The organism is Planococcus sp. MB-3u-03 (assembly GCF_002833405.1).
Taxonomy (GTDB): domain Bacteria; phylum Bacillota; class Bacilli; order Bacillales_A; family Planococcaceae; genus Planococcus.
In genome coordinates, this window is record NZ_CP025135.1 from 95,001 (window position 1) to 119,695 (window position 24,695).

The following is a 24,695-nucleotide window of genomic DNA, read 5'->3' on the forward strand; positions in this document are numbered from 1 at the left end:
CGCAGTGAATAGGCCCAGGCGACTGTTTAGCAAAACACAGGTCTCTGCAAAACCGTAAGGTGACGTATAGGGGCTGACGCCTGCCCGGTGCTGGAAGGTTAAGGGGAGTGCTTAGCGCAAGCGAAGGTGCGAACCGAAGCCCCAGTAAACGGCGGCCGTAACTATAACGGTCCTAAGGTGGCGAAATTCCTTGTCGGGTAAGTTCCGACCCGCACGAAAGGCGTAACGATCTGGGCACTGTCTCAACGAGAGACTCGGTGAAATTATAGTACCTGTGAAGATGCAGGTTACCCGCGACAGGACGGAAAGACCCCGTGGAGCTTTACTGTAGCCTGATATTGAATTTTGGTGCAACTTGTACAGGATAGGTAGGAGCCAGAGAACCCGGGGCGCCAGCTTCGGGGAGGCGTCGGTGGGATACTACCCTGGTTGTATTGAACTTTAACCCACAAGCCTTAGCGGCTTGGGAGACAGTGTCAGGCGGGCAGTTTGACTGGGGCGGTCGCCTCCTAAAGAGTAACGGAGGCGCTCAAAGGTTCCCTCAGAATGGTTGGAAATCATTCGCAGAGTGTAAAGGCACAAGGGAGCTTGACTGCGAGACGGACAGGTCGAGCAGGGTCGAAAGACGGACTTAGTGATCCGGTGGTTCCGCATGGAAGGGCCATCGCTCAACGGATAAAAGCTACCCCGGGGATAACAGGCTTATCTCCCCAAGAGTCCACATCGACGGGAGGTTTGGCACCTCGATGTCGGCTCATCGCATCCTGGGGCTGTAGTCGGTCCCAAGGGTTGGGCTGTTCGCCCATTAAAGCGGTACGCGAGCTGGGTTCAGAACGTCGTGAGACAGTTCGGTCCCTATCCGTCGCGGGCGCAGGAAATTTGAGAGGAGCTGTCCTTAGTACGAGAGGACCGGGATGGACACACCGCTGGTGTACCAGTTGTTCTGCCAAGAGCATCGCTGGGTAGCTATGTGTGGCCGGGATAAGTGCTGAAAGCATCTAAGCACGAAGCCCCTCAAGATGAGATTTCCCATTGCGCAAGCAAGTAAGATCCCTCAAAGACGATGAGGTAGATAGGTTCGGGGTGGAAGCGTGGCGACACGTGCAGCTGACGAATACTAATCGATCGAGGACTTAACCAACAAACTGAAACATGCGTTTCCAATGTCGATTTATCCAGTTTTGAAAGAACAAGAATTTTGCCTCCGGGCAAAAAGACTTGTAAAACTCGTCAGAGTTGGTATAATAAGACTTGTCTTTCAAAACCTTATAGTCCAGTGATGATGGCAAAGAGGCCACACCCGTTCCCATCCCGAACACGGAAGTTAAGCTCTTTGCGCCGATGGTAGTTGGGGTTTCCCCTGTGAGAGTAGGACGTCGCTGGGCAAGTAGAAAGGCCGTTACCGGTTCATTCCGGTAGCGGTCTTTTTTGTATTTCAAATTAAAAAAAGGATTGAAAATATAGTATAAAGGGAAAAAAGAACTGAGGTGAAAACTTATGAAAGCTGGTTATTACAAAGTGAAAACGGTCGAGAAAAGAACAGCATTATTAGTTTCATTAAAAGATTCTGCTGAACAATATACTTACCCCATTGCAGATTTTACTCATGATGTAAATAAAGGGGATATAGTAGAAGTTTGGCAAGAGGGCACACGTTGGAAAACCAAGTATGTCGAAGAAAAAACTCGTTCGGTATCTAGTCATACTAAAGATTTTATGAAACGGATGATGGACCAAGAATGACGAGTCTCGGGATATTTCACCCGAGACTTTTTCTGTCCCAAACTAAGTATTTGATATCCGTAAATCGCTTATGTATAATTAAGTCAAATATAGTCAAAGTCAATCATTAGCGCATTTAAACGCTAAAGAGGTGAAAGCGATGCGGAATATTTCAGATATAATTGAAGGTTATTTAAAAGAGATTATCGAAATAAGCGGTAAGGACCATATTGAGATTAAACGAAGTGAGGTTGCCGAAAAATTTCAATGTGTTCCATCCCAAATTAATTATGTGATAAATACTAGATTTACATTAGATCGTGGATACGTAGTTGAAAGTAAGCGTGGTGGAGGCGGGTATATCCGTATAAAGAAAGTACGCCTTCATAAAAAATCGGATTTAATTGCCCAAATTATTAATAGGCTGGAAACGGGTGCTTCACAAACCATGGCTGAAGATATTGTATGGAGGCTCTTGAGTGAAGAAGTTATATCCAAGCGTGAAGCTAAATTGATTTTGAGTGCCATTGATCGTTCTACTCTCGGGCTGCCTCTTCCTGTACGAGATGAAGTGCGGGCACGGATTCTAGTGGCGATGTTATTTACTATTCAATATGAGTCAAACGGGCAAGGAGTGATCAAGTGATTTGTGAACAATGTGGAGAACGGCCTGCTACAGTCATCGTAAAGCAAAACCAGCAGGACCATTTAACAGAAAGGCACCTCTGTCACGTTTGTGCGGCAGAAAACCATAATATCAGTTTTTCTTTTGATCAAGACCCGATGGCGATCCATAACTTATTAGCTAATTGGTTTCCGAAGCAGCAAGCCGCCGTGAGTCCTGTACGAAAAGAAGTTCCAGCTTGCCCGTCTTGTGGATTTACTTTTCAAAAGTTCTTGAGTCTTGGTAAATTTGGCTGTGCTGAGTGCTATAGTACCTTCGCGCCTCAGCTAGATGAGATTTTAAAACGAGTGCAAAATGGAAATACAGAACATGCAGGGAAGATTCCTGCTTCTTATGGAACGACGTTGAAAATTAAAAAAGAAATTGAAGAACTGAGAAAGCAAATGCAGGCTGCGATACAAGATGAGAACTTTGAAGAAGCTGCAAGGCTACGAGATCAAGTAAAGGCCTTGAATGAAAAGCTTGAAGGAGGTGGGGACGTTGGCGATTGACCGTTTCCTTCAACCCCGTGCGAGCAGTTGGATGGCTAATAACGGTGAACATGTTGATATAGCTATGAGTACGAGAATCCGATTGGCACGGAATTTAGACGAGTTTAAATTTCCATATGCATTTTCTGAGGATGAGGCGTTGAAAGTTGATAAAGCCGTTTCTTCGGTATTACTGGATAAGGGAAAGGAAGTTGGATACGGGTTTACTCATATCAATATTGAAGAATTAAATGACCTGCAACGTGAAGTGTTAGTAGAAAAACATTTAATTAGCCCTTATTTAGCGAACAGCCAGCATTCCAGTGCTGTATTATTATCGGATGAAGAAGAGCTTAGCGTGATGGTCAATGAAGAAGATCATATGCGGATTCAAAGTTTGCAATCAGGCTTTCATTTGCAGGAAGCATATGACATAGCGAATAAAATGGACTCGCTTTTGGAAGAGCATCTTTCTTACGCTTTTCATGAGAAGTTCGGTTACTTGACCAGTTGTCCTACAAATACGGGCACAGGAATGCGTGCTTCTGTCATGCTCCATTTACCTGCCTTAACCATGTCCCATCAAATCAACCGGATCATCCCGGCTATATCCCGTCTGGGGATGGTTGTTAGAGGGATTTATGGTGAAGGAAGTGAAGCGCTTGGTAATGTATACCAGATTTCTAACCAAGTAACATTAGGGAAATCGGAGTATGAGATTTTGCAGGATTTGCAAAATATGACCCAGCAGATTATTGAACAGGAAAGGCGAGCGAGGGAGGCGTTGAATGCGAATTCTCCGCTGCTCCTTGAAGATAGGGTGTACCGGTCGTTAGGTGTGCTGACCCACGCCCGTCTGTTGAATACGGAAGAAGCAGCCATTTGTTTATCAGATGTCAGACTTGGAATCGATCTTCATCTAATTACAGATGTGGACATGTCGATATTAAATGAATTGATGGTCTTTATGCAGCCTGCTTTTTTGCAGCAGTATGCAGGGCGTCCATTAGAAGCGAAGGAACGGGACCTAGCCCGGGCGGAATTGTTCCGGGAGAGGTTAGCTGATAACGGGATAAATACAAAAGGAGAGGATTTTGCATGATGTTCAACCGATTTACACAACGCGCACAAAAAGTTCTTCAATTAGCTCAAGAAGAGGCAATCCGCATGAAGCACGAATCGATCGGAACTGAGCATATTTTGCTTGGTTTGATCCGAGAAGGCGGCGGAATCGCTGCTAAAGCTCTTGAAGCAATTGAAGTGAATACACAATTGATCGAAGACGGTGTCAAAGAACTAGTTGGGGTCGGCGAAAAAGATGTCGGGCCGATTGTTCATTATACGCCGCGGGCTAAAAAAGTGATCGAGCTATCGGTCGATGAATCCCGCAAGCTTGGGCACTCTTATATCGGAACAGAGCATTTATTGCTTGCTTTAATCCGTGAAGGCGAAGGAGTCGCTGCACGTGTACTTGGAAATGCCGGTGTCAGCTTGAACAAAGCGCGCCAGCAAGTGTTGCAGCTACTTGGCAGCAACGAGCAAGCATCGACTGGCACAAGCCCGAATGCTTCTGCCAATACACCGACTTTGGACGGCTTGGCACGTGATTTGACGCAAGTTGCGCGTGAAGGCAGCTTGGATCCAGTCATTGGACGCAGTGACGAAATCACGCGTGTGATTGAAGTATTGAGCCGTAGAACGAAAAACAACCCGGTATTGATCGGGGAGCCTGGCGTTGGTAAAACAGCCATCGCAGAAGGGCTTGCACAACAGATTGTTAACAATGAAATTCCAGAAACATTGCGCGATAAACGCGTGATGGTGCTTGATATGGGGACAGTCGTTGCCGGAACGAAATACCGCGGTGAATTTGAAGACCGTTTGAAAAAGGTAATGGATGAAATCCGCCAAGCGGGCAATGTCATCCTCTTCATCGATGAGCTCCATACATTGATCGGGGCTGGCGGTGCTGAAGGCGCGATTGATGCTTCAAACATCTTGAAACCATCACTTGCACGCGGCGAATTGCAGTGCATCGGTGCGACAACATTGGACGAGTACCGCAAATACATCGAAAAAGATGCAGCGCTTGAGCGCCGTTTCCAACCGATTCAAGTGGACGAGCCGACGGTTGAAGAATCAATCGAAATCATCAAAGGCTTGCGTGACCGCTACGAAGCACATCATCGCGTGAAAATTACCGATGAAGCGATTGTTGCGGCAGCGAAAATGTCTGACCGTTATATTTCCGACCGCTTCTTGCCGGATAAAGCGATCGATTTAATCGATGAGGCCGGTTCGAAAGTGCGTTTGCGTTCGTATACGACTCCACCGGATTTGAAAGAGCTTGAAGCCCGTCTTGAAGCTGCGCGTTCTGAAAAGAATGAAGCGGTGCAGAGTCAGGAATTCGAAAAAGCGGCTTCTCTTCGCGATGCAGAGCAGAAGTTGAAAGATGAGCTCGACCAGACGAAGAAAGAATGGAAAGAAAAGCAAGGCAAAGAAGAGTCTGAAGTGACAGTTGAAGATATTGCGAAAGTCGTCTCTATGTGGACAGGCGTGCCAGTATCGAGATTGGCGCAGACAGAATCCGATAAATTGCTTAATTTGGAGCAGATCCTCCATAGTCGTGTAATCGGCCAAGATGAAGCAGTGACTTCGATTTCGAAAGCGATCCGCCGTGCGCGTGCCGGGTTGAAAGATCCGAAACGTCCGATTGGCTCGTTCATTTTCCTAGGGCCAACAGGCGTCGGTAAAACTGAGCTTGCGAAAGCTTTGGCTGAGTCGATGTTCGGGGATGAAGATGCGATGATCCGCATCGATATGTCCGAGTACATGGAACGCCATACGACTTCACGCCTTGTTGGTTCACCTCCAGGCTATGTCGGTTATGAAGAAGGCGGCCAACTGACGGAGAAAGTCCGCAGAAAGCCATATTCAGTGGTCTTGCTTGATGAAATCGAGAAAGCCCACCCTGAAGTCTTCAATATCCTCTTGCAAGTGCTTGAAGACGGGCATTTAACAGACTCCAAAGGGCGCCGCGTCGATTTCCGTAATACGGTTATCATTATGACGTCGAACGTCGGTGCACAGGAATTGAAATACAATAAGTATGTTGGCTTTAACTTGGAAGATTCGAAGACGGATTATAAAGACATGAAGGGCAAAATGCTTGCGGAATTGAAGAAAGCGTTCCGTCCTGAATTCTTGAACCGTGTCGATGATATGATTGTCTTCCATTCACTTGAAAAGAACGATTTGCGCAAGATTGTCGAGCTGATGACGCAGCAATTGACGGACCGTTTGAAAGAACAGGACATTGATTTGGAGCTGACAGAAGCAGCGCTTGATAAAATTGCTAAAGAGGGGTATGATCCGGAATACGGAGCACGTCCTTTGCGCCGCTCACTTCAAAAACATGTCGAAGACCGTTTGTCTGAAGAGTTGTTGAAAGGTACAGCAATTGCCGGGCAAAAAATCATCTTCGATGTACAAGGCGAAGAATTTATCGTCCGTACTAATGAAGGGGCCGTAGAGAAATCGTAACGATATCCCGCCCGCCGGATATGTCTCCGGCGGGCTTTTTCTATATATAGGAGGTAACTATGGCGAAGAAGAAAATAAAGTTCATCTGCCAATCCTGCGGTTATGAGTCTGCAAAATGGATGGGGAAATGCCCAGGTTGTGCGGCATGGAATACGATGACAGAAGAAACGGAAGTTGCAGCACCGAAAGGCACAAGGGGGGCATTCCAGCATAGCGCACCGCAAATTGCCCAAAAAGCGACACCGATCAATTCGATTGAAACGAAAGAAGAGCCAAGGACGAAAACGGAAATGGAAGAATTGAACCGCGTTCTCGGCGGCGGGATTGTTTCCGGTTCGCTTGTTTTGATTGGGGGCGACCCAGGCATCGGGAAATCGACTTTGCTCTTGCAAGTATCGGCGCTTCTTGCGAAAGCTGGCAAGAAAGTGTTGTATATTTCAGGTGAGGAATCGATTCGCCAAACGAAAATGCGGGCAGAGCGGCTGGATGCGGTTTCGGGAGACTTGTTGATTTTTGCGGAAACCAATTTGGAGCTGATCCATCATACGATTGAGGAAGTAGAGCCGGATTTCGTTATTGTCGATTCAATTCAGACGGTTTATCATCCGGAAGTGACGTCTGCGCCCGGCAGCGTGACACAAGTGCGTGAAAGCACGGCGGAATTGATGCGGGTGGCGAAAACAAAGAACATCGCAATTTTCCTGGTCGGCCACGTGACGAAAGAAGGCCAGATTGCCGGACCTCGTATTTTGGAACATATGGTGGATACAGTGCTGTATTTTGAAGGAGAACGGCATCATACGTACCGCATTTTGCGCAGTGTTAAAAACCGCTTCGGTTCGACGAATGAAATTGCGATTTTCGAAATGCTACAAGGTGGTTTAAAGGAAGTATTGAATCCATCCGAGCTGTTTTTACAGGAACGTTCAAGCGGCACAGCAGGATCGACGGTTGTCGCTTCCATGGAAGGGACACGGCCGATACTGGTGGAAATCCAGGCGCTGGTGACGCCGTCGAGTTTTAATTATCCGAAGCGGATGGCGACAGGGATTGACCAGAACCGGGTATCGTTATTGATGGCGGTGCTTGAGAAGCGCGTCGGCTTGATGCTGCAGTCGCAAGATGCATACATTAAAGTGGCAGGCGGCGTGAAGCTGGATGAACCCGCGATCGATCTTGCCGTGCTCGCAAGCATTGTTTCGAGTTTCCGGGATATTGCACCGAAAGTGGATGATTGCATTATCGGTGAAGTCGGGTTGACCGGAGAGGTGCGCCGTGTGTCGCGCATCGAACAGCGCGTGCAGGAAGCGGCAAAGCTGGGCTTTAAGCGTGCCATCATCCCGAAATCGAATATGGGAGGTTGGGATTTTCCGGAAGGAATCCGCGTCGTTGGTGTTGAAACTATAAACGAGGCGCTGAAGGAATTATTCCCGCAACAATAAGGGGGCAGCAATGCCTCTTTTTTTCTATTATTGGAAGGGTAAGGTTATGCAGAGAGTTTCATAAATAAAACGTGTATAATACCAAGAGAAGGAGGTGGAATAGATGCTTCGAAAAATTATTCAGCTATTGTTTTTATTAGTAGGCGCTACGGTTGGAATTTTGTTTTTGCCATATGCTTTTGAACTTATTTCTATCTCTAATAATCCTTGGATCAACAACCCGTATGTCGCTGCCATTATCGGTGCTGCGATTTTTTATGTATTGTCATTATTGTTTGTCGATTCGATTGTCCATTTCATGAAATGGATGGAGGGCAAACTGCTCCATGCCCCGACAGCGGATTTGCTATTTGGCTCGCTTGGGATGATTATTGGCTTGGTGGTTGCCTTTTTGATCGGCTTTGCCTTAAATACCATTGATGTGCCATTAATTGCGACAGTGGCGCCGATCATTCTTTCCGTTGTTCTCGGCTATTTGGGATTCCAGGTCGGTTTCCAAAAACGCGATGAACTGACGGGGATGCTCGCGCCTGCCAAACTTTCTAACGGCAAAAAGCCGGAAGATGAACCGGTGGAAAAATCGGTGTATAAATTGCTCGATACGAGCGTCATCATCGATGGGCGGATTGCGGATATTTCAGAGACCGGATTTATGGAAGGGACGTTCGTCGTGCCGCAATTTGTCATTGCAGAGCTTCAGCATATTGCGGATTCGTCCGACACGTTGAAGCGCACACGCGGCAGACGGGGACTCGATATCCTGAAGCGCCTGCAGACAGAGCGCGTAGGGGCGATCATGATTACGGAAGAGGATTTCGGCGATGCGGCTGAAGTCGATATGAAGCTCATGCGCGCAGCCCAGAAAATGGGCGGGAAAGTTGTGACGAATGATTTTAATTTGAATAAAGTGTGTGAGCTCCATAATGTGCCGGTCTTGAATATCAATGACCTCGCCAATGCGGTAAAGCCTGTCGTCATACCAGGCGAGGAAATGCACGTGGTCGTCATTAAAGATGGCAAAGAGCAAAATCAAGGGGTCGCGTATTTGGACGATGGCACGATGATTGTCATCGAAGAAGGCAAAGGCCATATCGGCGAAGCGATCGACGTCGTAGTGACGAGCGTATTGCAGACCTCTGCAGGGCGGATGATTTTTGCCAAGCCTAAAGGTCTTGCTGTGAAGAAAAACGGATCAAAAAAATAAAGGATGTCTGTCATGAAATATACAGTCGTATTGCCTGCTGCTGGCAGCGGGAAACGAATGAGAGCCGACCGCAATAAATTATTGCTTGAACTCTCCGGCAAACCGATTTTCATTTATACATTGGAAGTGTTCGACCGGGACCCAGATTGTGAGGGCATGTGGCTTGCGGTTAAAGAAGATGAGCGCGAACTGATCGAGAAGTATGTCGAGCATTATGGAATCAAGAAAGTCAAAGGCTATGCAGCAGGTGGAGCGGAGCGGCAAGACAGCGTGCGCGCGGGCCTTGAAATGGCAAGGCAATCCGAAGTCGTGCTCGTGCATGACGCTGCGCGGCCGTTCATCAGCCCAGCTGTCATTCGCGAGTTGGTGGAGCGGGCAAATGAATCCGGCGCTGCGATTGCCGGCGTGCCGGTAAAAGACACGATCAAAAAAGTTCGCGAAGGCGTCATTACCGAAACGGTGGATCGTGCGGAGCTGTGGATGATCCAGACGCCGCAGGCATTCCGTTACAAACTCTTGATGGAAGCGGCGCAACGGGCGCAAGCCGACGGGTTCCTCGGGACGGACGAGGCGATGCTTGTCGAACGGACGGGACACCCGGTGCAGATTGTCGAAAGTACGTATGAGAACGTCAAGATGACGACACCGGATGATTTGATTTATGGAAAAGCGATTCTTGAGAGTCGATTACAGGAGGAATAATCATGATACGAATTGGACAAGGATACGATGTGCATCAATTGGCAGAAGGGCGCCCGTTTATTTTAGGCGGCGTTGAAATCGAACACGACCGGGGGCTTCTCGGCCATTCGGATGCGGATGTGCTATTGCATACGATCACGGACGCAGCACTCGGCGCAATCGGCGGGGGAGACATCGGCAAGCATTTCCCGGATACCGATCCGGAATTTAAAGACGCCGATTCCAAGAAATTGCTGACGCATATTTGGGAATACGTCAAAGAGCAGGGGTATGAACTCGGCAATGTCGATTGCACGGTCATTGCGCAAAAACCGAAGCTTGCGCCTTATATCGAGCAAATGCGCGCATCGATTGCGGAGCTATTGGAAGCTGATATTTCGCAAGTGAACGTCAAAGCGACGACATCCGAACATCTCGGCTTTACCGGCCGGGAAGAGGGAATCGCGGCGCTCGCAGTCATTTTATTGAATCAGCGCCCGCTTTCGCTGGACGTTCCGGAGTGATAGAATAACTAAAGGATTAAGGCAATTTTAGGAGGAAACCAAATGACACAAGAAACACGCGTACGCTATGCACCGAGCCCGACCGGCCATTTACATATCGGCGGAGCCCGCACAGCGCTATTTAATTATTTATATGCTCGCCATATGAATGGCAAATTCATCGTCCGCATCGAAGACACGGATACTGCCCGCAATATTGAAACGGGCGTCATGTCCCAGATTGACAACTTGAAATGGCTCGGCATCGAGCACGACGAGTCGATCGACGTGGGCGGAGAATACGGCCCATATCGCCAGATGGAGCGTTTGGATATTTACAAAAAATATGCTGATGAGCTATTGGAAAAAGGCGATATCTACAAATGCTTCTGTACGCCGGATACGCTTGAGAAAGAACGTGAAGCCCAGCGCGCCTCTGGTGTTGCGGCACCTCAGTACAGCGGGACTTGCCGCAATTTGACGGCCGAAGAAGTGGCTGAAAAAGAAGCGGCTGGCGAGACGTATTCCCTTCGCATGAAAGTGCCGGCGGATGTCACGTATAAATTCGATGACATGGTGCGCGGCGAGATTTCATTCGAATCAAAAGATGTCGGCGACTGGGTTGTCGTGAAGACGAACGGCATTCCGACGTATAACTTCGCAGTGGTCATCGATGACCATTTGATGAAGATCACCCACGTATTCCGCGGCGAAGAGCATTTGTCGAACACGCCGAAACAGCAAATGGTCTACGATTCGTTCGGCTGGGATCATCCAACTTACGGACACATGACCTTGATCGTCAACGAAGATCGCAAGAAGCTATCGAAGCGCGACGAGTCGATTATCCAGTTCATTTCCCAGTACAAAGACCTTGGCTATATTCCGGAAGCGCTGTTTAACTTCTTTGCGCTGCTCGGCTGGTCCCCGGAAGGCGAAGAAGAGATCTTCTCGAAAGAAGAATTGATCCGCATTTTCGACACCGAGCGTTTGTCGAAATCGCCGTCGATGTTCGATAAGCAAAAATTGACATGGATGAACAACCAATACATCAAGCAAATGTCACTCGAAGAAGTCGTTGGGCTGGCGTTGCCGCATCTTCAAAAAGCCGGCAAGCTGCCGGAGGAATTATCGGAAGAGCAAGCGCAGTGGGCAGAGAAATTGATCGCCTTGTACCATGACCAATTGAGCTTTGGCGCAGAAATCGTCGAGTTGTCCGACTTGTTCTTTACGGACGATCTTCATTACGGCGAAGCCGAAAAAGAAGTCTTGAGCGGCGAACAAGTACCGGAAGTCATGGCGGCTTTCAAAGAGCAGCTAGCTTCTTTAGACGCGTTCGAACCGGCAGAAATCAAATCCGCGATCAAAGCGGTACAAAAAGCGACTGGCCATAAAGGGAAAAACCTCTTCATGCCGATCCGCGTCGTAACGACAGGGCAGACACACGGCCCAGAATTGCCGGATGCGATTTCGCTTCTTGGCAAGGAAAAAGCGATTGCGCGCGTCGGCCAATACGCAGGGGCATAAAGTTTTGACTTATGCGCATAAGCGTGTACAATGAATTTACCAATTATCAAAACGTTGACGGGAAGAAGTAAGGAGAGCATGCTCCAAAGAGAGGGTCATCACCGGCTGTAAGTGACCTGTGCCGCTGCGCTCCTGAAATGCCTCCCCGAGTGCTGAGTTGAATCAAGTAGACCAGACGTTTGCCTGCGTTAAAGGCTTCGAGAGAAAAGGACATGTCCTTTTAATCAGAGTGGAACCGCGCGGGAAAGCGTCTCTGTCAAGCAATTGACAGGGGCGCTTTTTATATTGGAACAGAAAGGAGAATGCTGAATGTGGAAATTATTGAAAGAAGATATTGATGTCATTTTTGAACAAGACCCTGCTGCCCGCAGTTATTTTGAAGTGGTGCTGACGTATGCCGGACTGCATGCCATCTGGGCCCACCGTTTGGCGCATTTCTTCTTCAAGAAGAAGCTATTTTTCATCGCGCGGGCGATTTCCCAGATCAGCCGCTTTTTCACAGGAATTGAAATCCATCCAGGCGCCGTCATCGGCCGTCGGTTGTTTATCGACCATGGCATGGGTGTCGTCGTCGGGGAAACCTGTGAAATCGGAAACGATGTGACGCTCTATCAAGGCGTTACACTTGGGGGAACCGGTAAAGAGCGCGGGAAACGCCATCCGACACTCGCAGATAACGTGCTGGTCGCGACAGGCGCTAAAGTGCTCGGCTCAATTACGGTAGGCGAAAACTCCAAAGTCGGAGCGGGATCGGTCGTTTTGAAAGACGTGCCGCCGAATTCGACGGTTGTCGGCATCCCAGGAAAAGTCGTCATTCAGGACGGCGTTAAAGTGAAAAAGCGAGATTTAAACCACCAGAACATGCCGGATCCGGTCATGGATAAATGCGATGGCATGGAAATGAAAATCGCTGCCTTGCAGCGTGAAGTGGAACAATTAAAAAGAGAAAATAACCAGCAGCAGGAAGAAGGGAAGTTATTATGAGTATCCAGATTTTTAATTCATTGACGCGCCAAAAAGAAGCGTTCGTGCCGCTTGAAGAAGGCAAAGTGAAAATGTATGTGTGCGGGCCGACTGTCTATAATTACATCCATATCGGGAACGCACGCCCGGTCATCGTGTATGACACGGTGCGCCGTTACTTGGAATACCGCGGGTACGACGTGAAATATGTATCGAATTTCACGGATGTCGACGATAAATTAATCAAAGCCGCAAATGAACTTGGCGAGGAAGTGCCGGAAATTGCAGAACGCTTTATCACTGCATATTTCGACAACACGAAAGCCCTCGGCTGCGCAGAAGCGGATGTCCATCCGCGTGTTACAGGGCATATGCCGCAAATCGTCGAGTTTATCGAAGCGCTCATCGAAAAAGGCTATGCCTATGAATCGCAAGGCGATGTTTATTACCATACACGTAAATTCGATGGATATGGGAAATTATCCCACCAGTCAGTGGATGAATTGAAGATCGGTGCTCGCATCGAAGCCGGAGATAAAAAACAGGATGCCCTGGATTTTGTTTTATGGAAAGCGGCAAAACCTGGCGAAATTTCCTGGGAAAGCCCATGGGGCAAAGGACGCCCGGGCTGGCATATCGAATGCTCGGTGATGGCAAGGGAACACCTTGGCGATACGATCGATATCCATGCCGGCGGGCAGGATTTGACGTTCCCACACCATGAAAATGAAATCGCCCAATCGGAAGCTTATACGGGCAAGCCGTTTGCGCGTTATTGGATGCATAACGGGTATATTAATATTGAAAACGAAAAAATGTCCAAGTCCTTGAATAACTTCGTATTGGTCAATGACATCTTAAAAGAACTTGACCCGCAAGTATTGCGTTTGTTTATGCTGTCGGTTCATTATCGCCATCCGATCAATTACTCCAAAGGATTGGTAGAAGACGCAAAAGCGGGGATGGAGCGGATCCGTACGGCGTATGGCAATGTTAAACACCGCTTGGAGAATTCAGCCGGCCTTGGTGACCATAACGATATTTGGCTGTCGAAAATCGAAGCGATCAAGCAGGAATTCATCGAAACGATGGACGATGATTTCAACACGGCGAATGCCATTTCGAAGTTGTTCGACCTGTCGAAACTTGCGAATACTTACCTGCTCGAGAAGCAGACGGCTGAACCGGTTCTTCAAACTTTCATTGATGTGTTCGATGAGTTGGCGGGAGTTCTTGGCTTGCCGTTTGCGCAAACAGAGCTTTTGGATGCGGAAATCGAAGCGTTATTGGAAGAGCGCATTCAAGCACGCAAAAACCGTGATTTTGCAAGATCGGATGAAATCCGTGACCAATTGAAAGAACAGAACATCATTTTGGAAGATACAGCGCAAGGCATGCGCTGGAAGAGAGGCTAATCGGCATGGTATTGAGAAAACAAGACGTTGATCAATTGAATGCCTTGGCGCTCGCTTATATGGGAGATGCTGTTTACGAGACAGCAGTGCGTGCACACTTGCTTCACGCAGGCCGCGTCAAGCCGAATATCCTTCACCGGTCATCGACGGCATTCGTTTCGGCCAAGTCCCAGGCGCTCATTTTGAAGCGCTTTGTCGATGAAGGGGTCCTGACCGAAACAGAACTTGCCATCATGCGGAGGGGCCGCAATGCAAAATCCGGTTCGGTACCGAGAAATACCGATGTCCAGACCTATAATTTCAGCACCGCCTTCGAAGCGGTGCTCGGCTGGTTGTATTTAAAAGAAGAGCAGGAGCGGCTGGATGAGTTGATCAATTATGCCATCAGCATCGCCGAAGAGCCGAGAGGAGTGGTCAAATGACAGAGGAAACGCCTGAAATCATCGGAGGCAAAAATCCGGTGTTGGAAGCATTGCGCGCCAAGCGCGACATCAATAAAATCTGGATCGCGGAAGGCGTCCAGAAAAAAGGCATTGCAGAACTTCTGCAATTGGCAAAAGAACAGAAAGTACTGGTGCAGTTTGTCCCGAAGAAGAAAATTGACGGACTGACCGATACGAATCATCAGGGAATTGCCGCAGCAGTCGCGGCTTACCGCTATGCGGAACTGGAAGAATTGTTTGCGAAAGCCCAGGACAAGCAGGAAGATCCGTTCTTCCTCATCTTGGATGAACTGGAAGACCCGCATAATCTTGGGTCGATCATGCGCACGGCAGATGCAGTCGGCGCCCACGGCTTGATCATCCCGCAGCGCCGTGCAGTCGGCTTGACCGGCGTCGTAGCGAAATCATCGACAGGGGCGATTGAACACGTGCCGGTTGTGCGCGTTAATAATTTGTCTCAGACGGTCGATGAATTAAAAAAACGCGGCGTATGGATCGCGGGCACCGACGCTAAAGAATCGGTGGATTACCGGCGCATGGATGCGACCTTGCCCCTTGCCGTCATCATCGGCAGCGAAGGCAAAGGCATGAGCCGCATCTTGCGCGACAAATGCGACTTCCTTTATCAATTGCCGATGGTCGGCCATGTGACATCCTTGAACGCGTCGGTGGCGGCGAGCTTGTTGATGTATGAAGTCTACCGCAAGCGCCATCCACTCGGGTGATGCCATGAATATTCTGCTGGTGGATGGCTATAACATCATTGGCGATTGGGAAGAACTGAAAGCGCTGAAGAAAGAACGCCTGGCGGATGCGCGCGACCGGTTGATTGAACGGATGGCCGAATATCAAGGGTTCAAAGGATGGCGCGTCATCATTGTGTTCGATGCCCATCTGGTGCCGGGCATCGAAGCGAAAAATTTGCACAGCGAAGTGGAAGTCATTTTCACCCGTTCCAGCGAGACGGCCGATGAGCGAATTGAAAAGCTGGCGATCAGCCTGAATAGCCGGCGCGACCAAATTTACGTCGCCACATCCGATTCGACCGAACAATGGGTTATTTTTGCTAAAGGAGCTTTGCGCATCTCCGCGCGTGAATTGGAAATCGAGATGGAGGAAATTGACAAGCGCATTGCAAAGAAAGTGCGTGAGATCCAAGAGCAGCGCTCCATCTCCAAGATTCCACTCGAAGGAGAAGTGGCAGAAATTTTCGAAAAATGGCGACGAGGCCTCAAATGAACTGTTGACGCTCAAATTTTTCTTCCTGTATACTGGAAATATCGAGGCTCACCCAATCGGAGGGATCACCCGTGGAAAATTTTGAGCAAGTTCGCAACCGTAACTTTACTGAAATGGCAGATGAAGAACTTGTCGGTCTGGTCCATAGCGGCAACACGGAAGCCTTGGATTTTCTTATCACCAAGTTCCGTCCGTTTGTGCGGATGAAAGCCCGTTCCTATTTTCTCATTGGCGCAGATAAAGAAGACATCATCCAAGAAGGCATGATTGGCTTGTACAAAGCGATCCGTGACTTCAGGAGCGATAAACTGTCTTCATTCCGCGCATTTGCGGAGCTATGCATCGTCCGCCAGATCATCACGGCGATCAAGACAGCCACTCGCCAGAAGCATATCCCGCTGAATTCTTATGTCTCTCTCGACAAGCCGATCTACGATGAAGAGTCGGACCGGACATTGATGGATGTGCTTGCCGGAAGCGGCGCGGACGACCCGGAAGAATTGATGATCCATAATGAAGAATTCCGGTACATGGAAGGCAAAATGGATGAAGTGTTGAGTGAACTGGAACGTGAAGTGTTGACGCTATATCTCGATGGGCAGTCTTATCAGGAAATCTCTGAAAAGCTGGAACGGCATGTAAAATCAATCGACAATGCCTTGCAGCGGGTCAAGCGGAAACTTGAGCGGCATCTGCAGGCGAGTGAAAGCCGGTCCTCGTAAGTACTATTGACAGCAAGTTTTTATGATGATACTCTTGAAAAAGCTGTAAAATAGAGCAAGGTGAGAATAATGGCTAAAAAAATCGTGTTGAGCTGCTCGAAATGTGCTTCCCGCAATTATGCGGTACCTGCGAAAGCGGATTCAAGCACACGTTTGGAACTCAAAAAATTCTGTGCTCATTGCAACGAGCATACCGTGCATAAACAAACGAAATAGTATTACTTTGAATGCCGGACGATATAGAGTGATTTTGAAATTCGGAGGTTTTTACGATAATGGGTAACATTGGCGATTTCTTTAAAAATGTCGTTTCGGAAATGAGAAAAGTCAGCTGGCCAAAACGCAAGGAATTGACGCGCTATACAATCGTCGTCCTGTCAACGGTCATCTTCATGGCTCTTTTCTTCGCATTGATCGATACCGGCATATCGGAATTATTCCGTTGGTTCCTGGCACTGTAACACAGTCATAAGAATAACGAAAAATAGCCCGTCATTCCATGGAACGGGTTTTTTCATTTGTAAAAAAGGAGGGATGGACGCTTAGTCCGCTCGAATATGGAGAAAAATTGGTATGTAGTCCATACGTATTCCGGTTACGAAAACAAGGTAAAAGCGAACCTGGAAAAGCGCGTAGAAACAATGGGAATGGAAGATTTGATCTTCCGCGTCATCATCCCTGAAGAACAGGAAACAGATTTCAAAGACGGAAAAAAACGCACAGTCATGCGCAAAACCTTCCCGGGTTACGTGCTAGTAGAACTAGTCATGACGGATGAGTCTTGGTACGTCGTCCGCAATACACCGGGCGTGACCGGATTTATCGGTTCATCGGGCGGGGGAGCGAAACCGACGCCTCTTTTAGAAGAAGAAGTTGATTTCATCCTCAAGCAAATGGGCATGACCGAACGCAAAGTGGATATCGATTTCGCCGTCGCTGACACCGTCGAAGTGATGGAAGGGCCATTCGCCAACTTCCAAGGGAAAGTCGAGGAAATCGATGACACCAAAGGCAAAGTCAAAGTGTCGATCGACATCTTTGGGCGCGAAACGAAAATGGAGCTCGATTTCGAGCAGGTCCAAAAAGTATAACAACGCCCCTTGCTATTTTTTTGCAATGGTGGTATCATTTCATAGGTCAGACTGCCAAAGCGCAGCATCTGTACAAACCAATTAATTCTATCAACGAAAATCAAGTTGACGGACAGATATGAGTGGGAGGGGCAACCCTATTACCACATCACGGACTTAAGGAGGTGTGTTTCGTGGCTAAAAAAGTAGTTAAAGTCGTAAAATTGCAGATTCCTGCAGCAAAAGCTAACCCAGCGCCGCCAGTAGGACCAGCACTAGGTCAAGCAGGCGTCAACATCATGGGCTTCTGTAAAGAATTTAACGCGCGTACTGCTGAACAAGCAGGACTTATTATTCCGGTTGAGATTTCGGTATTTGAAGACCGTTCATTTACTTTCATTACGAAAACTCCGCCAGCTGCAGTTCTATTGAAAAAAGCAGCAGGTATTGAATCAGGTTCAGGTGAACCGAACCGCAATAAAGTAGCGACTGTGAAACGCGACCAAGTTCGCGAAATCGCAGAAACTAAAATGCCAGATCTAAATGCCGCTTCAGTTGAAGCTGCAATGTTGATGGTTGAAGGTACTGCTCGCAGCATGGGCATTACAATCGAAGACTAATTTCAAGAAGTTGTTTTTGGATGGGTTGCGCAGTTCAACGCGAACAGCGCAGCCCTTAATCGTGGGAGGTTCAATCCGTTAGACCACAACAAGGAGGACGTTTAAAATGGCTAAAACAGGCAAAAAGCTGCAAGAAGCAGCAAAACTGATCGACCGTTCTAAGCTCTACGAAGCGAAAGAAGCTATCGAACTTGCAAAAAAGGCAAGCACAGTTAACTTCGACGCTACTGTAGAAGTCGCTTTCCGCCTAGGAATCGACACGCGTAAAAATGACCAGCAAATCCGTGGGGCAGTCGTGCTTCCAAACGGTACTGGTAAAACTCAAAGCGTTTTGGTTTTCGCTAAAGGCGACAAACTGAAAGAAGCTCAAGAAGCAGGCGCTGACTATGTCGGTGATGCTGAGTACATCCAAAAAATCCAACAAGGCTGGTTCGAATTCGACGTTATCGTCGCTACTCCGGACATGATGGGCGAAGTTGGTAAACTTGGACGCGTTCTTGGACCAAAAGGCTTGATGCCAAACCCGAAAACAGGAACTGTTACATTTGATGTAGCGAAAGCTGTTCAGGAAATCAAAGCTGGTAAAGTGGAATACCGTGCAGAAAAATCCGGTATCATTCACGCGCCGATCGGCAAAGTGTCTTTCGAAGACGACAAACTTGCTGAGAACTTGCAAGCAATCTATGACGTGATCTTGAAAGCTAAGCCATCTGCTGCTAAAGGCACGTACATGAAATCACTAAACGTAACGACTACAATGGGCCCTGCTGTCAAAGTAGACCCTGCAAAAGTAGTAGTTAAATAAAATATTGACATTCTTTCACAACTTCGCTATACTGGCGAAGTTGTGAAATAACCATTTGTACCGCAGACAGCAGGGGCGGCTTGCCGCTTAATGAATCCCTGCCGAGGACATGATGAATTCAGATTCCATCTTAATTGATGCTGATTTTATGCCTCTGTGTCTGCACTGGACCAGAGGCTTTTCTTATGGACGGACGGTATGAATGACAAATCTATAGGAGGTGCCCACATGAGCAAAGCAATTGAAACGAAAAAAGTTGTTGTGCAAACAATCGCTGACAAATTCAACGCTGCTGCATCGGTTGTCGTTGTTGACTACCGCGGTTTGAACGTTGCCCAACTTACAGAACTTCGTAAACAGCTTCGTGAGGAAGGCATCGAGTTTAAAGTTTACAAAAACTCCATGACTCGCCGCGCGACAGAAGTCCACGGCCTTGAAGCGATCAACGAACACTTCACAGGACCGAACGCTATCGCATTCTCGAACGAAGACGTCGTTGCTCCTGCGCGAATCATCAACGATTTCGCAAAAGGCAACGAAGCACTAGAAATCAAAGCCGGTATCATTGAAGGCAATGTTGCATCTGCAGATGAAATGAAAGCTCTTGCTGAACTTCCATCACGCGATGGCCTATTGTCTATGCTACTCAGCGTACTACAAGCTCCAGTCCGCAACTTCGCTGCTACAACAAAAGCAGTTGCAGACCAAAAAGAAGAACAGGGCGCTTAATCTCTTAGCATCCTGAGCATCACAAAAAATTACCTATCATAGGAGGAAATTATAATGACACAAGAACAAATTCTAGACGCAATCAAAGAAATGACAATTCTTCAACTTAACGACCTAGTAAAAGCAATCGAAGACGAGTTCGGCGTAACTGCTGCTGCTCCAGTTGCTGCAGCTGCTGCTGGTGGCGCTGCTGAAGCAGAGCAAACAGAATTCGACGTAATCCTTAACTCAGCTGGCGACCAAAAAATCAAAGTCATCAAAGTTGTTCGCGAAGTTACAGGTCTTGGCCTGAAAGAAGCGAAAGGTCTTGTTGACGAAGCTCCTAAAGCTCTTAAAGAAGGCGCTACTAAAGAAGAAGCTGAAGAAATCAAAGCTAAACTTGAAGAAGTTGGCGCTTCTGTAGAAGTTAAATAATTCACCTATATTACAAGAAAGAAAGCTCGTCAGTATTCACCGACGGGCTTTTTCTTCTTTTTAAATCCAATCCAGTGAGAACTTGAGATTGTATGATGGAAGGAGGACTCCGTATGTCCCAGCATTATTATTCCAAAAATCCTCAAACTAAAAGCAAACCCCAAGAGTGGACCTACACATTGCGGGGCGAGACGTTCCGGTTTCAAACGGATTCAGGCGTTTTCAGCAAAAATGAAGTCGACTTCGGTTCACGGCTATTGATTGAGGCGTTTGATGAACCGGTTGTAGAAGGCCCTATCCTCGATGTGGGCTGCGGGTATGGACCAATCGGAATGGCTATCGCCAAAGCATTTCCACAAAGACATGTGCACATGGTGGACATCAATGCCAGAGCCATTGAACTCGCACAAAAAAACACCGTGTTAAACGGCGTTGAGAATGTTTCAGTCTATGAAAGCGACGGCTTGTCCAATGTTGAACAACAAGGATTCGGCGCTATTTTAACAAATCCGCCAATTCGTGCGGGAAAAGAGACGATTTTCCGGTTTTATGAAGAAGCGCATGCAAAGCTTGCGGCTTCTGGATCGTTATGGGTTGTCATACAGAAAAAGCAAGGCGCCCCTTCGACTCAAGAGAAATTGCAGGAGTTGTTCGGCGACGTCCGGGTGGCCGATAAGAAGAAAGGTTACTTTATTTTCGAGGCCAGAAAAGTTTGACTTGACAAAATGCCTGTGATATTATAATAAAATGCAAAAAATATTATTTTGAGGTCGTTTGCCCTTTTTCGGGCAGAGCATGGCGGCCAGTTTTAACATGTGTAAACCGAAAATGAGCTCATATGCGGTCTCGTTTTCTTTTTGTCTTTTCGATATCATACACTATTTTACAGATATCGCAAAGTCCTATAATCGTTTTATTGAGGGGTGAATAAGTTGACAGGTCAACTAGTTCAGTACGGTCAGCATCGTCAACGCAGAAGTTTTTCGAGAATCAGTGAAGTTCTAGATCTCCCGAATCTGATTGAGATCCAATCGTCTTCTTACGAATGGTTCTTAGAAGAGGGGCTCCGTGAAATGTTCCGCGACATTTCACCAATCGAAGATTTCACAGGAAACCTTTCCTTGGAATTCGTCGACTACAGCCTAGCGGATCCTAAGTACCCGGTTGATGAATCGAAAGAACGGGACGTTACTTACGCAGCGCCACTCCGCGTAAAAGTGCGTCTTCACAACAAAGAGACGGATGAAGTGAAAGAACAGGACGTCTTCATGGGCGATTTCCCATTAATGACAGAAACTGGTACTTTCGTCATCAACGGCGCAGAGCGCGTCATCGTTTCGCAATTAGTACGCTCACCAAGCGTCTATTTCCACGACAAGACAGATAAAAACGGCAAACGAGGTTTTGGCGCTACTGTCATTCCAAACCGTGGTGCATGGCTTGAGTATGAAACCGATGCAAAAGATGTCGTATACGTACGCATCGACCGCACACGCAAATTGCCTGTAACGGTTCTTCTGCGTGCGTTAGGCTTTGGTTCCGACCAGGAAATCATTGAATTGCTCGGCGATAACGAGTATTTGCAGAACACATTGGAAAAAGACAATACCGAAAACACGGAAAAAGCGCTTCTTGAGATCTATGAGCGCCTACGCCCTGGAGAGCCACCGACAGTAGAAAGCGCTAAGAGCTTACTCTACTCACGTTTCTTCGACCCAAAACGCTATGACTTGGCGAATGTCGGCCGCTACAAGATGAACAAAAAGCTTCATATTAAAAATCGCTTGTTCAATCAGACGATTGCAGAAACACTCGTTGATCCTGAAACGGGCGAGATTTTAGTAGAAGCTGGAACTGTTATTGACCGCCGTGTCCTTGACCGCTTGATCCCTAATTTGGAGAATGGCGTTGGTTTTCATACCGTTTCCCAAGCTGGAGGCGTGCTTGAAGACGACGTAACACTTCAATCCATTAAAATCTATGCGCCAAATGACGATGAGCAAAAAGAAATCACCGTCATCAGCAATGCATATATCGAAGACAAGATCAAAAATGTAACGCCTGCGGATATCATCTCGTCTATCAGCTACTTCTTCAACTTGCTGCATGGCGTCGGCAACACAGATGATATTGACCACCTAGGTAACCGTCGTCTGCGTTCAGTTGGCGAACTTCTACAGAACCAATTCCGTATCGGCTTGTCCCGTATGGAACGCGTGGTGCGCGAGCGCATGTCGATCAACGACACGCAATCGATCGTACCTCAGCAATTGATCAATATCCGCCCGGTTATTGCATCGATTAAAGAGTTCTTCGGAAGCTCCCAATTGTCCCAGTTCATGGACCAAACGAACCCGCTTGCTGAATTGACGCATAAACGCCGTCTATCTGCGCTTGGGCCCGGTGGTTTGACGCGTGAACGCGCCGGCTTTGAAGTGCGTGACGTTCACTACTCTCACTACGGCCGCATGTGCCCGATCGAAACGCCTGAGGGCCCGAACATCGGCTTGATCAACACACTTTCAACATTTGCGAAAGTGAATAAATTCGGATTCATCGAAACACCTTATCGCCGTGTCGATCCGGAGACGAATAAAGTCACCGACCAGATCGATTACTTAACGGCTGATGAAGAAGACAACTATGTCGTCGCTCAGGCGAATTCACGCTTGAATGAAGACGGATCGTTTGTCGAAGAAGAAGTCGTTGCCCGCTTCCGCGGTGAGAACACCGTTTACAGCCGCTCTAGCATCGATTATATGGACGTTTCTCCAAAACAAGTCGTGTCTGTTGCGACTGCTTGTATTCCGTTCCTTGAAAACGATGACTCCAACCGTGCGTTGATGGGAGCGAACATGCAACGTCAAGCTGTGCCTCTATTGAACCCAGAAGCTCCGTTTGTCGGAACTGGCATGGAGCACTTAGCCGCACGTGATTCAGGCGCTGCCGTAATCGCGAAGAATGGCGGAATTGTCGAATTCGTTGAAGCGAAAGAGATTCGCGTTCGCCGCATCGAAAACGTAGAAGGCAATGAAGTCAAAGGCGATGTGGATACGTATCGCCTGCAAAAATTCATCCGTTCAAACCAAGGTACCAGCTATAACCAGCGCCCGATTGTTAAAGTCGGCGATCGTGTAGAAAAACGCGATATCCTGGCTGACGGACCTTCAATGGAACGCGGTGAAATGGCGCTTGGCCGTAACGTGCTTGTCGGATTCATGACTTGGGACGGCTTTAACTATGAGGATGCGATCATCATGAGTGAGCGCCTCGTTAAAGATGATGTCTACACGTCGATCCATATCGAAGAATACGAATCAGATTCCCGTGATACAAAGCTCGGGCCTGAAGAAATCACGCGTGATATTCCAAACGTCGGCGAAGATGCTTTGCGCAACTTGGACGACCGCGGCATCATCCGTGTCGGTGCTGAAGTGAAAGATGGCGACATCCTAGTCGGTAAAGTAACGCCTAAAGGGGTTACGGAACTGACAGCAGAAGAACGCCTGCTTCATGCAATCTTCGGTGAAAAAGCGCGTGAAGTACGCGATACTTCATTGCGTGTGCCTCACGGTGCAGGCGGGATCGTGCTTGATGTGAAAATCTTCAACCGTGAAGATGGCGACGAATTGCCGCCAGGCGTTAACCAATTGGTGCGCGCTTATATTGTCCAAAAACGGAAAATCTCCGTCGGCGACAAAATGGCCGGACGTCACGGGAACAAAGGTGTTATCTCCCGCATCTTGCCAGAAGAAGACATGCCATTCATGCCGGATGGCACGCCGATCGATATCATGTTGAACCCGCTTGGTGTTCCGTCCCGTATGAATATCGGTCAGGTGCTTGAACTTCACCTCGGCATGGCTTCCCGTTCTCTAGGCCTTCATATGGCATCATCCGTATTTGATGGCGCGAATGAAGAAGATGTCTGGGAAACGATGGAAGAAGCTGGAATGCCACGCGACGGAAAAACCATCCTTTATGATGGCCGTTCCGGTGAGCCATTCGATAACCGCGTATCTGTCGGGATCATGTACATGATCAAACTGGCACACATGGTTGACGATAAGCTTCATGCACGTTCAACTGGACCTTACTCACTGGTTACGCAACAGCCACTCGGCGGTAAAGCGCAATTTGGCGGTCAGCGTTTCGGGGAGATGGAAGTTTGGGCACTTGAAGCATACGGTGCTGCCCATACACTCCAAGAAATCTTGACAGTTAAATCAGATGACGTGGTCGGCCGTGTGAAAACTTATGAAGCGATTGTCAAAGGTGAAAGTGTTCCAGAACCAAGTGTTCCAGAATCATTCAAAGTATTGATCAAAGAGCTTCAAAGTTTGGGTATGGACGTCAAAATGCTCACAATCGATGATGAAGAAATCGAATTGCGCGATTTGGATGAAGAAGACGATCTTCAACCTGCAGATTCACTTAATATCTTGCCGATCGCCGACGAAGAATCACCAGTAGGCACGATTGAATAAAGTATATATAG

25 protein-coding genes, 2 rRNA genes and 2 other annotated features (1 of these 29 only partly in view) are annotated in these 24,695 nt (G+C 47.8%); all 27 genes read left to right on the forward strand.

Translation table 11 applies throughout. The annotated features are described in order from the left end of the window. Positions 1 to 1,141: ribosomal RNA gene (locus CW734_RS01640) — 23S ribosomal RNA — on the forward strand (it extends 1,773 nt beyond the left edge of the window). 131 nt (positions 1,142 to 1,272) lie between these two features. After that, positions 1,273 to 1,385 (forward strand): 5S ribosomal RNA (rrf, locus tag CW734_RS01645). Between the two features lie 112 nt (positions 1,386 to 1,497). Then, positions 1,498 to 1,743 carry a hypothetical protein gene (locus tag CW734_RS01650; RefSeq protein ID WP_101189173.1) on the forward strand — a complete coding sequence of 82 codons (246 nt, stop codon included), beginning with the start codon at positions 1,498 to 1,500 and terminating at the stop codon, positions 1,741 to 1,743. A 139-nt stretch (positions 1,744 to 1,882) separates the two neighbouring features. Beyond that, on the forward strand, positions 1,883 to 2,368 hold the full coding sequence (locus CW734_RS01655; protein ID WP_101189174.1) for a CtsR family transcriptional regulator: 486 nt from the start codon (positions 1,883 to 1,885) through the stop codon (positions 2,366 to 2,368). Then, positions 2,365 to 2,898 carry a UvrB/UvrC motif-containing protein gene (locus tag CW734_RS01660; RefSeq protein ID WP_101189175.1) on the forward strand — a complete coding sequence of 178 codons (534 nt, stop codon included), beginning with the start codon at positions 2,365 to 2,367 and terminating at the stop codon, positions 2,896 to 2,898. The genes CW734_RS01655 and CW734_RS01660 overlap by 4 nt, the downstream gene beginning before the upstream one ends. Beyond that, positions 2,888 to 3,979: a protein-arginine kinase McsB gene (locus CW734_RS01665; RefSeq protein WP_101189176.1), complete on the forward strand. Its 1,092-nt coding sequence runs from the start codon at positions 2,888 to 2,890 to the stop codon at positions 3,977 to 3,979. The genes CW734_RS01660 and CW734_RS01665 overlap by 11 nt, the downstream gene beginning before the upstream one ends. Next, entirely contained in the window at positions 3,976 to 6,420 is a 2,445-nt protein-coding gene (locus CW734_RS01670) for an ATP-dependent Clp protease ATP-binding subunit (protein ID WP_101189177.1), read from the forward strand. Before CW734_RS01665 ends, CW734_RS01670 begins: the two co-directional genes overlap by 4 nt. Positions 6,421 to 6,479: 59 nt before the next feature. Continuing rightward, positions 6,480 to 7,862: a DNA repair protein RadA gene (gene radA, locus CW734_RS01675; protein ID WP_058382198.1), complete on the forward strand. Its 1,383-nt coding sequence runs from the start codon at positions 6,480 to 6,482 to the stop codon at positions 7,860 to 7,862. Between the two features lie 103 nt (positions 7,863 to 7,965). Further along, the gene (locus CW734_RS01680; protein WP_101189178.1) at positions 7,966 to 9,066 is read left to right on the forward strand and encodes a PIN/TRAM domain-containing protein; all 1,101 of its coding nucleotides are present in this window, start codon (positions 7,966 to 7,968) and stop codon (positions 9,064 to 9,066) included. Positions 9,067 to 9,078: 12 nt separating this feature from the next. Further along, on the forward strand, positions 9,079 to 9,768 hold the full coding sequence (gene ispD / locus CW734_RS01685; RefSeq protein ID WP_101189179.1) for a 2-C-methyl-D-erythritol 4-phosphate cytidylyltransferase: 690 nt from the start codon (positions 9,079 to 9,081) through the stop codon (positions 9,766 to 9,768). 2 nt (positions 9,769 to 9,770) lie between these two features. Beyond that, positions 9,771 to 10,271, forward strand: a complete 501-nt coding sequence (ispF, locus tag CW734_RS01690) for a 2-C-methyl-D-erythritol 2,4-cyclodiphosphate synthase (protein WP_058382195.1) — start codon at positions 9,771 to 9,773, stop codon at positions 10,269 to 10,271. Positions 10,272 to 10,313: 42 nt separating this feature from the next. Beyond that, the gene (gene gltX, locus CW734_RS01695) at positions 10,314 to 11,777 is read left to right on the forward strand and encodes a glutamate--tRNA ligase (protein WP_101189180.1); all 1,464 of its coding nucleotides are present in this window, start codon (positions 10,314 to 10,316) and stop codon (positions 11,775 to 11,777) included. A 45-nt stretch (positions 11,778 to 11,822) separates the two neighbouring features. After that, positions 11,823 to 12,035: a binding site (T-box leader), on the forward strand. Positions 12,036 to 12,086: 51 nt separating this feature from the next. Further along, positions 12,087 to 12,761, forward strand: coding sequence for a serine O-acetyltransferase (gene cysE, locus CW734_RS01700; RefSeq protein WP_101189181.1), 675 nt, complete (start codon positions 12,087 to 12,089; stop codon positions 12,759 to 12,761). After that, a complete protein-coding gene (gene cysS / locus CW734_RS01705; protein WP_101189182.1) occupies positions 12,758 to 14,155 on the forward strand; it encodes a cysteine--tRNA ligase in 1,398 nt (465 codons plus the stop codon). The genes cysE and cysS overlap by 4 nt, the downstream gene beginning before the upstream one ends. A gap of 5 nt (positions 14,156 to 14,160) precedes the next feature. Next, positions 14,161 to 14,577 carry a Mini-ribonuclease 3 gene (locus tag CW734_RS01710; RefSeq protein WP_101189183.1) on the forward strand — a complete coding sequence of 139 codons (417 nt, stop codon included), beginning with the start codon at positions 14,161 to 14,163 and terminating at the stop codon, positions 14,575 to 14,577. After that, on the forward strand, positions 14,574 to 15,323 hold the full coding sequence (gene rlmB / locus CW734_RS01715) for a 23S rRNA (guanosine(2251)-2'-O)-methyltransferase RlmB (RefSeq protein ID WP_101189184.1): 750 nt from the start codon (positions 14,574 to 14,576) through the stop codon (positions 15,321 to 15,323). The genes CW734_RS01710 and rlmB overlap by 4 nt, the downstream gene beginning before the upstream one ends. Before the next feature lie 4 nt (positions 15,324 to 15,327). Next, a complete protein-coding gene (locus CW734_RS01720; protein WP_101189185.1) occupies positions 15,328 to 15,837 on the forward strand; it encodes an NYN domain-containing protein in 510 nt (169 codons plus the stop codon). A gap of 113 nt (positions 15,838 to 15,950) precedes the next feature. After that, positions 15,951 to 16,559: an RNA polymerase sporulation sigma factor SigH gene (gene sigH / locus CW734_RS01725; protein ID WP_232787237.1), complete on the forward strand. Its 609-nt coding sequence runs from the start codon at positions 15,951 to 15,953 to the stop codon at positions 16,557 to 16,559. Between the two features lie 69 nt (positions 16,560 to 16,628). Further along, positions 16,629 to 16,775, forward strand: a complete 147-nt coding sequence (rpmG, locus tag CW734_RS01730; protein WP_058382187.1) for a 50S ribosomal protein L33 — start codon at positions 16,629 to 16,631, stop codon at positions 16,773 to 16,775. 59 nt (positions 16,776 to 16,834) lie between these two features. Continuing rightward, positions 16,835 to 17,020 (forward strand): preprotein translocase subunit SecE, encoded by a 186-nt coding sequence (secE, locus tag CW734_RS01735; protein WP_058382186.1) that lies wholly within the window; start codon positions 16,835 to 16,837, stop codon positions 17,018 to 17,020. A 96-nt stretch (positions 17,021 to 17,116) separates the two neighbouring features. Next, on the forward strand, positions 17,117 to 17,650 hold the full coding sequence (gene nusG / locus CW734_RS01740) for a transcription termination/antitermination protein NusG (protein ID WP_058382185.1): 534 nt from the start codon (positions 17,117 to 17,119) through the stop codon (positions 17,648 to 17,650). Between the two features lie 173 nt (positions 17,651 to 17,823). Then, entirely contained in the window at positions 17,824 to 18,249 is a 426-nt protein-coding gene (gene rplK / locus CW734_RS01745; RefSeq protein WP_058382184.1) for a 50S ribosomal protein L11, read from the forward strand. Positions 18,250 to 18,355: 106 nt separating this feature from the next. Further along, positions 18,356 to 19,054, forward strand: a complete 699-nt coding sequence (gene rplA, locus CW734_RS01750; protein WP_068459658.1) for a 50S ribosomal protein L1 — start codon at positions 18,356 to 18,358, stop codon at positions 19,052 to 19,054. A gap of 42 nt (positions 19,055 to 19,096) precedes the next feature. Further along, positions 19,097 to 19,247: a sequence feature (ribosomal protein L10 leader region), on the forward strand. Between the two features lie 35 nt (positions 19,248 to 19,282). Beyond that, a complete protein-coding gene (gene rplJ / locus CW734_RS01755) occupies positions 19,283 to 19,783 on the forward strand; it encodes a 50S ribosomal protein L10 (RefSeq protein WP_101189186.1) in 501 nt (166 codons plus the stop codon). Positions 19,784 to 19,837: 54 nt separating this feature from the next. Then, positions 19,838 to 20,197 carry a 50S ribosomal protein L7/L12 gene (rplL, locus tag CW734_RS01760; RefSeq protein WP_101189187.1) on the forward strand — a complete coding sequence of 120 codons (360 nt, stop codon included), beginning with the start codon at positions 19,838 to 19,840 and terminating at the stop codon, positions 20,195 to 20,197. A 113-nt stretch (positions 20,198 to 20,310) separates the two neighbouring features. Next, on the forward strand, positions 20,311 to 20,913 hold the full coding sequence (locus tag CW734_RS01765) for a class I SAM-dependent methyltransferase (RefSeq protein ID WP_101189188.1): 603 nt from the start codon (positions 20,311 to 20,313) through the stop codon (positions 20,911 to 20,913). Positions 20,914 to 21,129: 216 nt separating this feature from the next. After that, positions 21,130 to 24,684, forward strand: a complete 3,555-nt coding sequence (rpoB, locus tag CW734_RS01770) for a DNA-directed RNA polymerase subunit beta (protein ID WP_101189189.1) — start codon at positions 21,130 to 21,132, stop codon at positions 24,682 to 24,684. Positions 24,685 to 24,695 lie beyond the last annotated feature (11 nt).

What these genes read in the sequence shown, in the direction of transcription:
- ispD (WP_101189179.1), top strand. Translation starts at nt 9,079, where the DNA reads ATGAAATATACAGTCGTATTGCCTGCTGCTGGCAGCGGGAAACGAATG.
- rplL (WP_101189187.1), top strand. Translation starts at nt 19,838, where the DNA reads ATGACACAAGAACAAATTCTAGACGCAATCAAAGAAATGACAATTCTT.
- rpmG (WP_058382187.1), top strand. Translation starts at nt 16,629, where the DNA reads ATGGCTAAAAAAATCGTGTTGAGCTGCTCGAAATGTGCTTCCCGCAAT.
- CW734_RS01710 (WP_101189183.1), top strand. Translation starts at nt 14,161, where the DNA reads ATGGTATTGAGAAAACAAGACGTTGATCAATTGAATGCCTTGGCGCTC.
- secE (WP_058382186.1), top strand. Translation starts at nt 16,835, where the DNA reads ATGGGTAACATTGGCGATTTCTTTAAAAATGTCGTTTCGGAAATGAGA.
- sigH (WP_232787237.1), top strand. Translation starts at nt 15,951, where the DNA reads ATGGCAGATGAAGAACTTGTCGGTCTGGTCCATAGCGGCAACACGGAA.
- cysE (WP_101189181.1), top strand. Translation starts at nt 12,087, where the DNA reads ATGTGGAAATTATTGAAAGAAGATATTGATGTCATTTTTGAACAAGAC.
- cysS (WP_101189182.1), top strand. Translation starts at nt 12,758, where the DNA reads ATGAGTATCCAGATTTTTAATTCATTGACGCGCCAAAAAGAAGCGTTC.
- CW734_RS01765 (WP_101189188.1), top strand. Translation starts at nt 20,311, where the DNA reads ATGTCCCAGCATTATTATTCCAAAAATCCTCAAACTAAAAGCAAACCC.
- CW734_RS01655 (WP_101189174.1), top strand. Translation starts at nt 1,883, where the DNA reads ATGCGGAATATTTCAGATATAATTGAAGGTTATTTAAAAGAGATTATC.
- rplJ (WP_101189186.1), top strand. Translation starts at nt 19,283, where the DNA reads ATGAGCAAAGCAATTGAAACGAAAAAAGTTGTTGTGCAAACAATCGCT.
- CW734_RS01720 (WP_101189185.1), top strand. Translation starts at nt 15,328, where the DNA reads ATGAATATTCTGCTGGTGGATGGCTATAACATCATTGGCGATTGGGAA.
- rplA (WP_068459658.1), top strand. Translation starts at nt 18,356, where the DNA reads ATGGCTAAAACAGGCAAAAAGCTGCAAGAAGCAGCAAAACTGATCGAC.
- ispF (WP_058382195.1), top strand. Translation starts at nt 9,771, where the DNA reads ATGATACGAATTGGACAAGGATACGATGTGCATCAATTGGCAGAAGGG.
- gltX (WP_101189180.1), top strand. Translation starts at nt 10,314, where the DNA reads ATGACACAAGAAACACGCGTACGCTATGCACCGAGCCCGACCGGCCAT.
- nusG (WP_058382185.1), top strand. Translation starts at nt 17,117, where the DNA reads ATGGAGAAAAATTGGTATGTAGTCCATACGTATTCCGGTTACGAAAAC.
- CW734_RS01670 (WP_101189177.1), top strand. Translation starts at nt 3,976, where the DNA reads ATGATGTTCAACCGATTTACACAACGCGCACAAAAAGTTCTTCAATTA.
- rlmB (WP_101189184.1), top strand. Translation starts at nt 14,574, where the DNA reads ATGACAGAGGAAACGCCTGAAATCATCGGAGGCAAAAATCCGGTGTTG.
- CW734_RS01650 (WP_101189173.1), top strand. Translation starts at nt 1,498, where the DNA reads ATGAAAGCTGGTTATTACAAAGTGAAAACGGTCGAGAAAAGAACAGCA.
- radA (WP_058382198.1), top strand. Translation starts at nt 6,480, where the DNA reads ATGGCGAAGAAGAAAATAAAGTTCATCTGCCAATCCTGCGGTTATGAG.
- CW734_RS01680 (WP_101189178.1), top strand. Translation starts at nt 7,966, where the DNA reads ATGCTTCGAAAAATTATTCAGCTATTGTTTTTATTAGTAGGCGCTACG.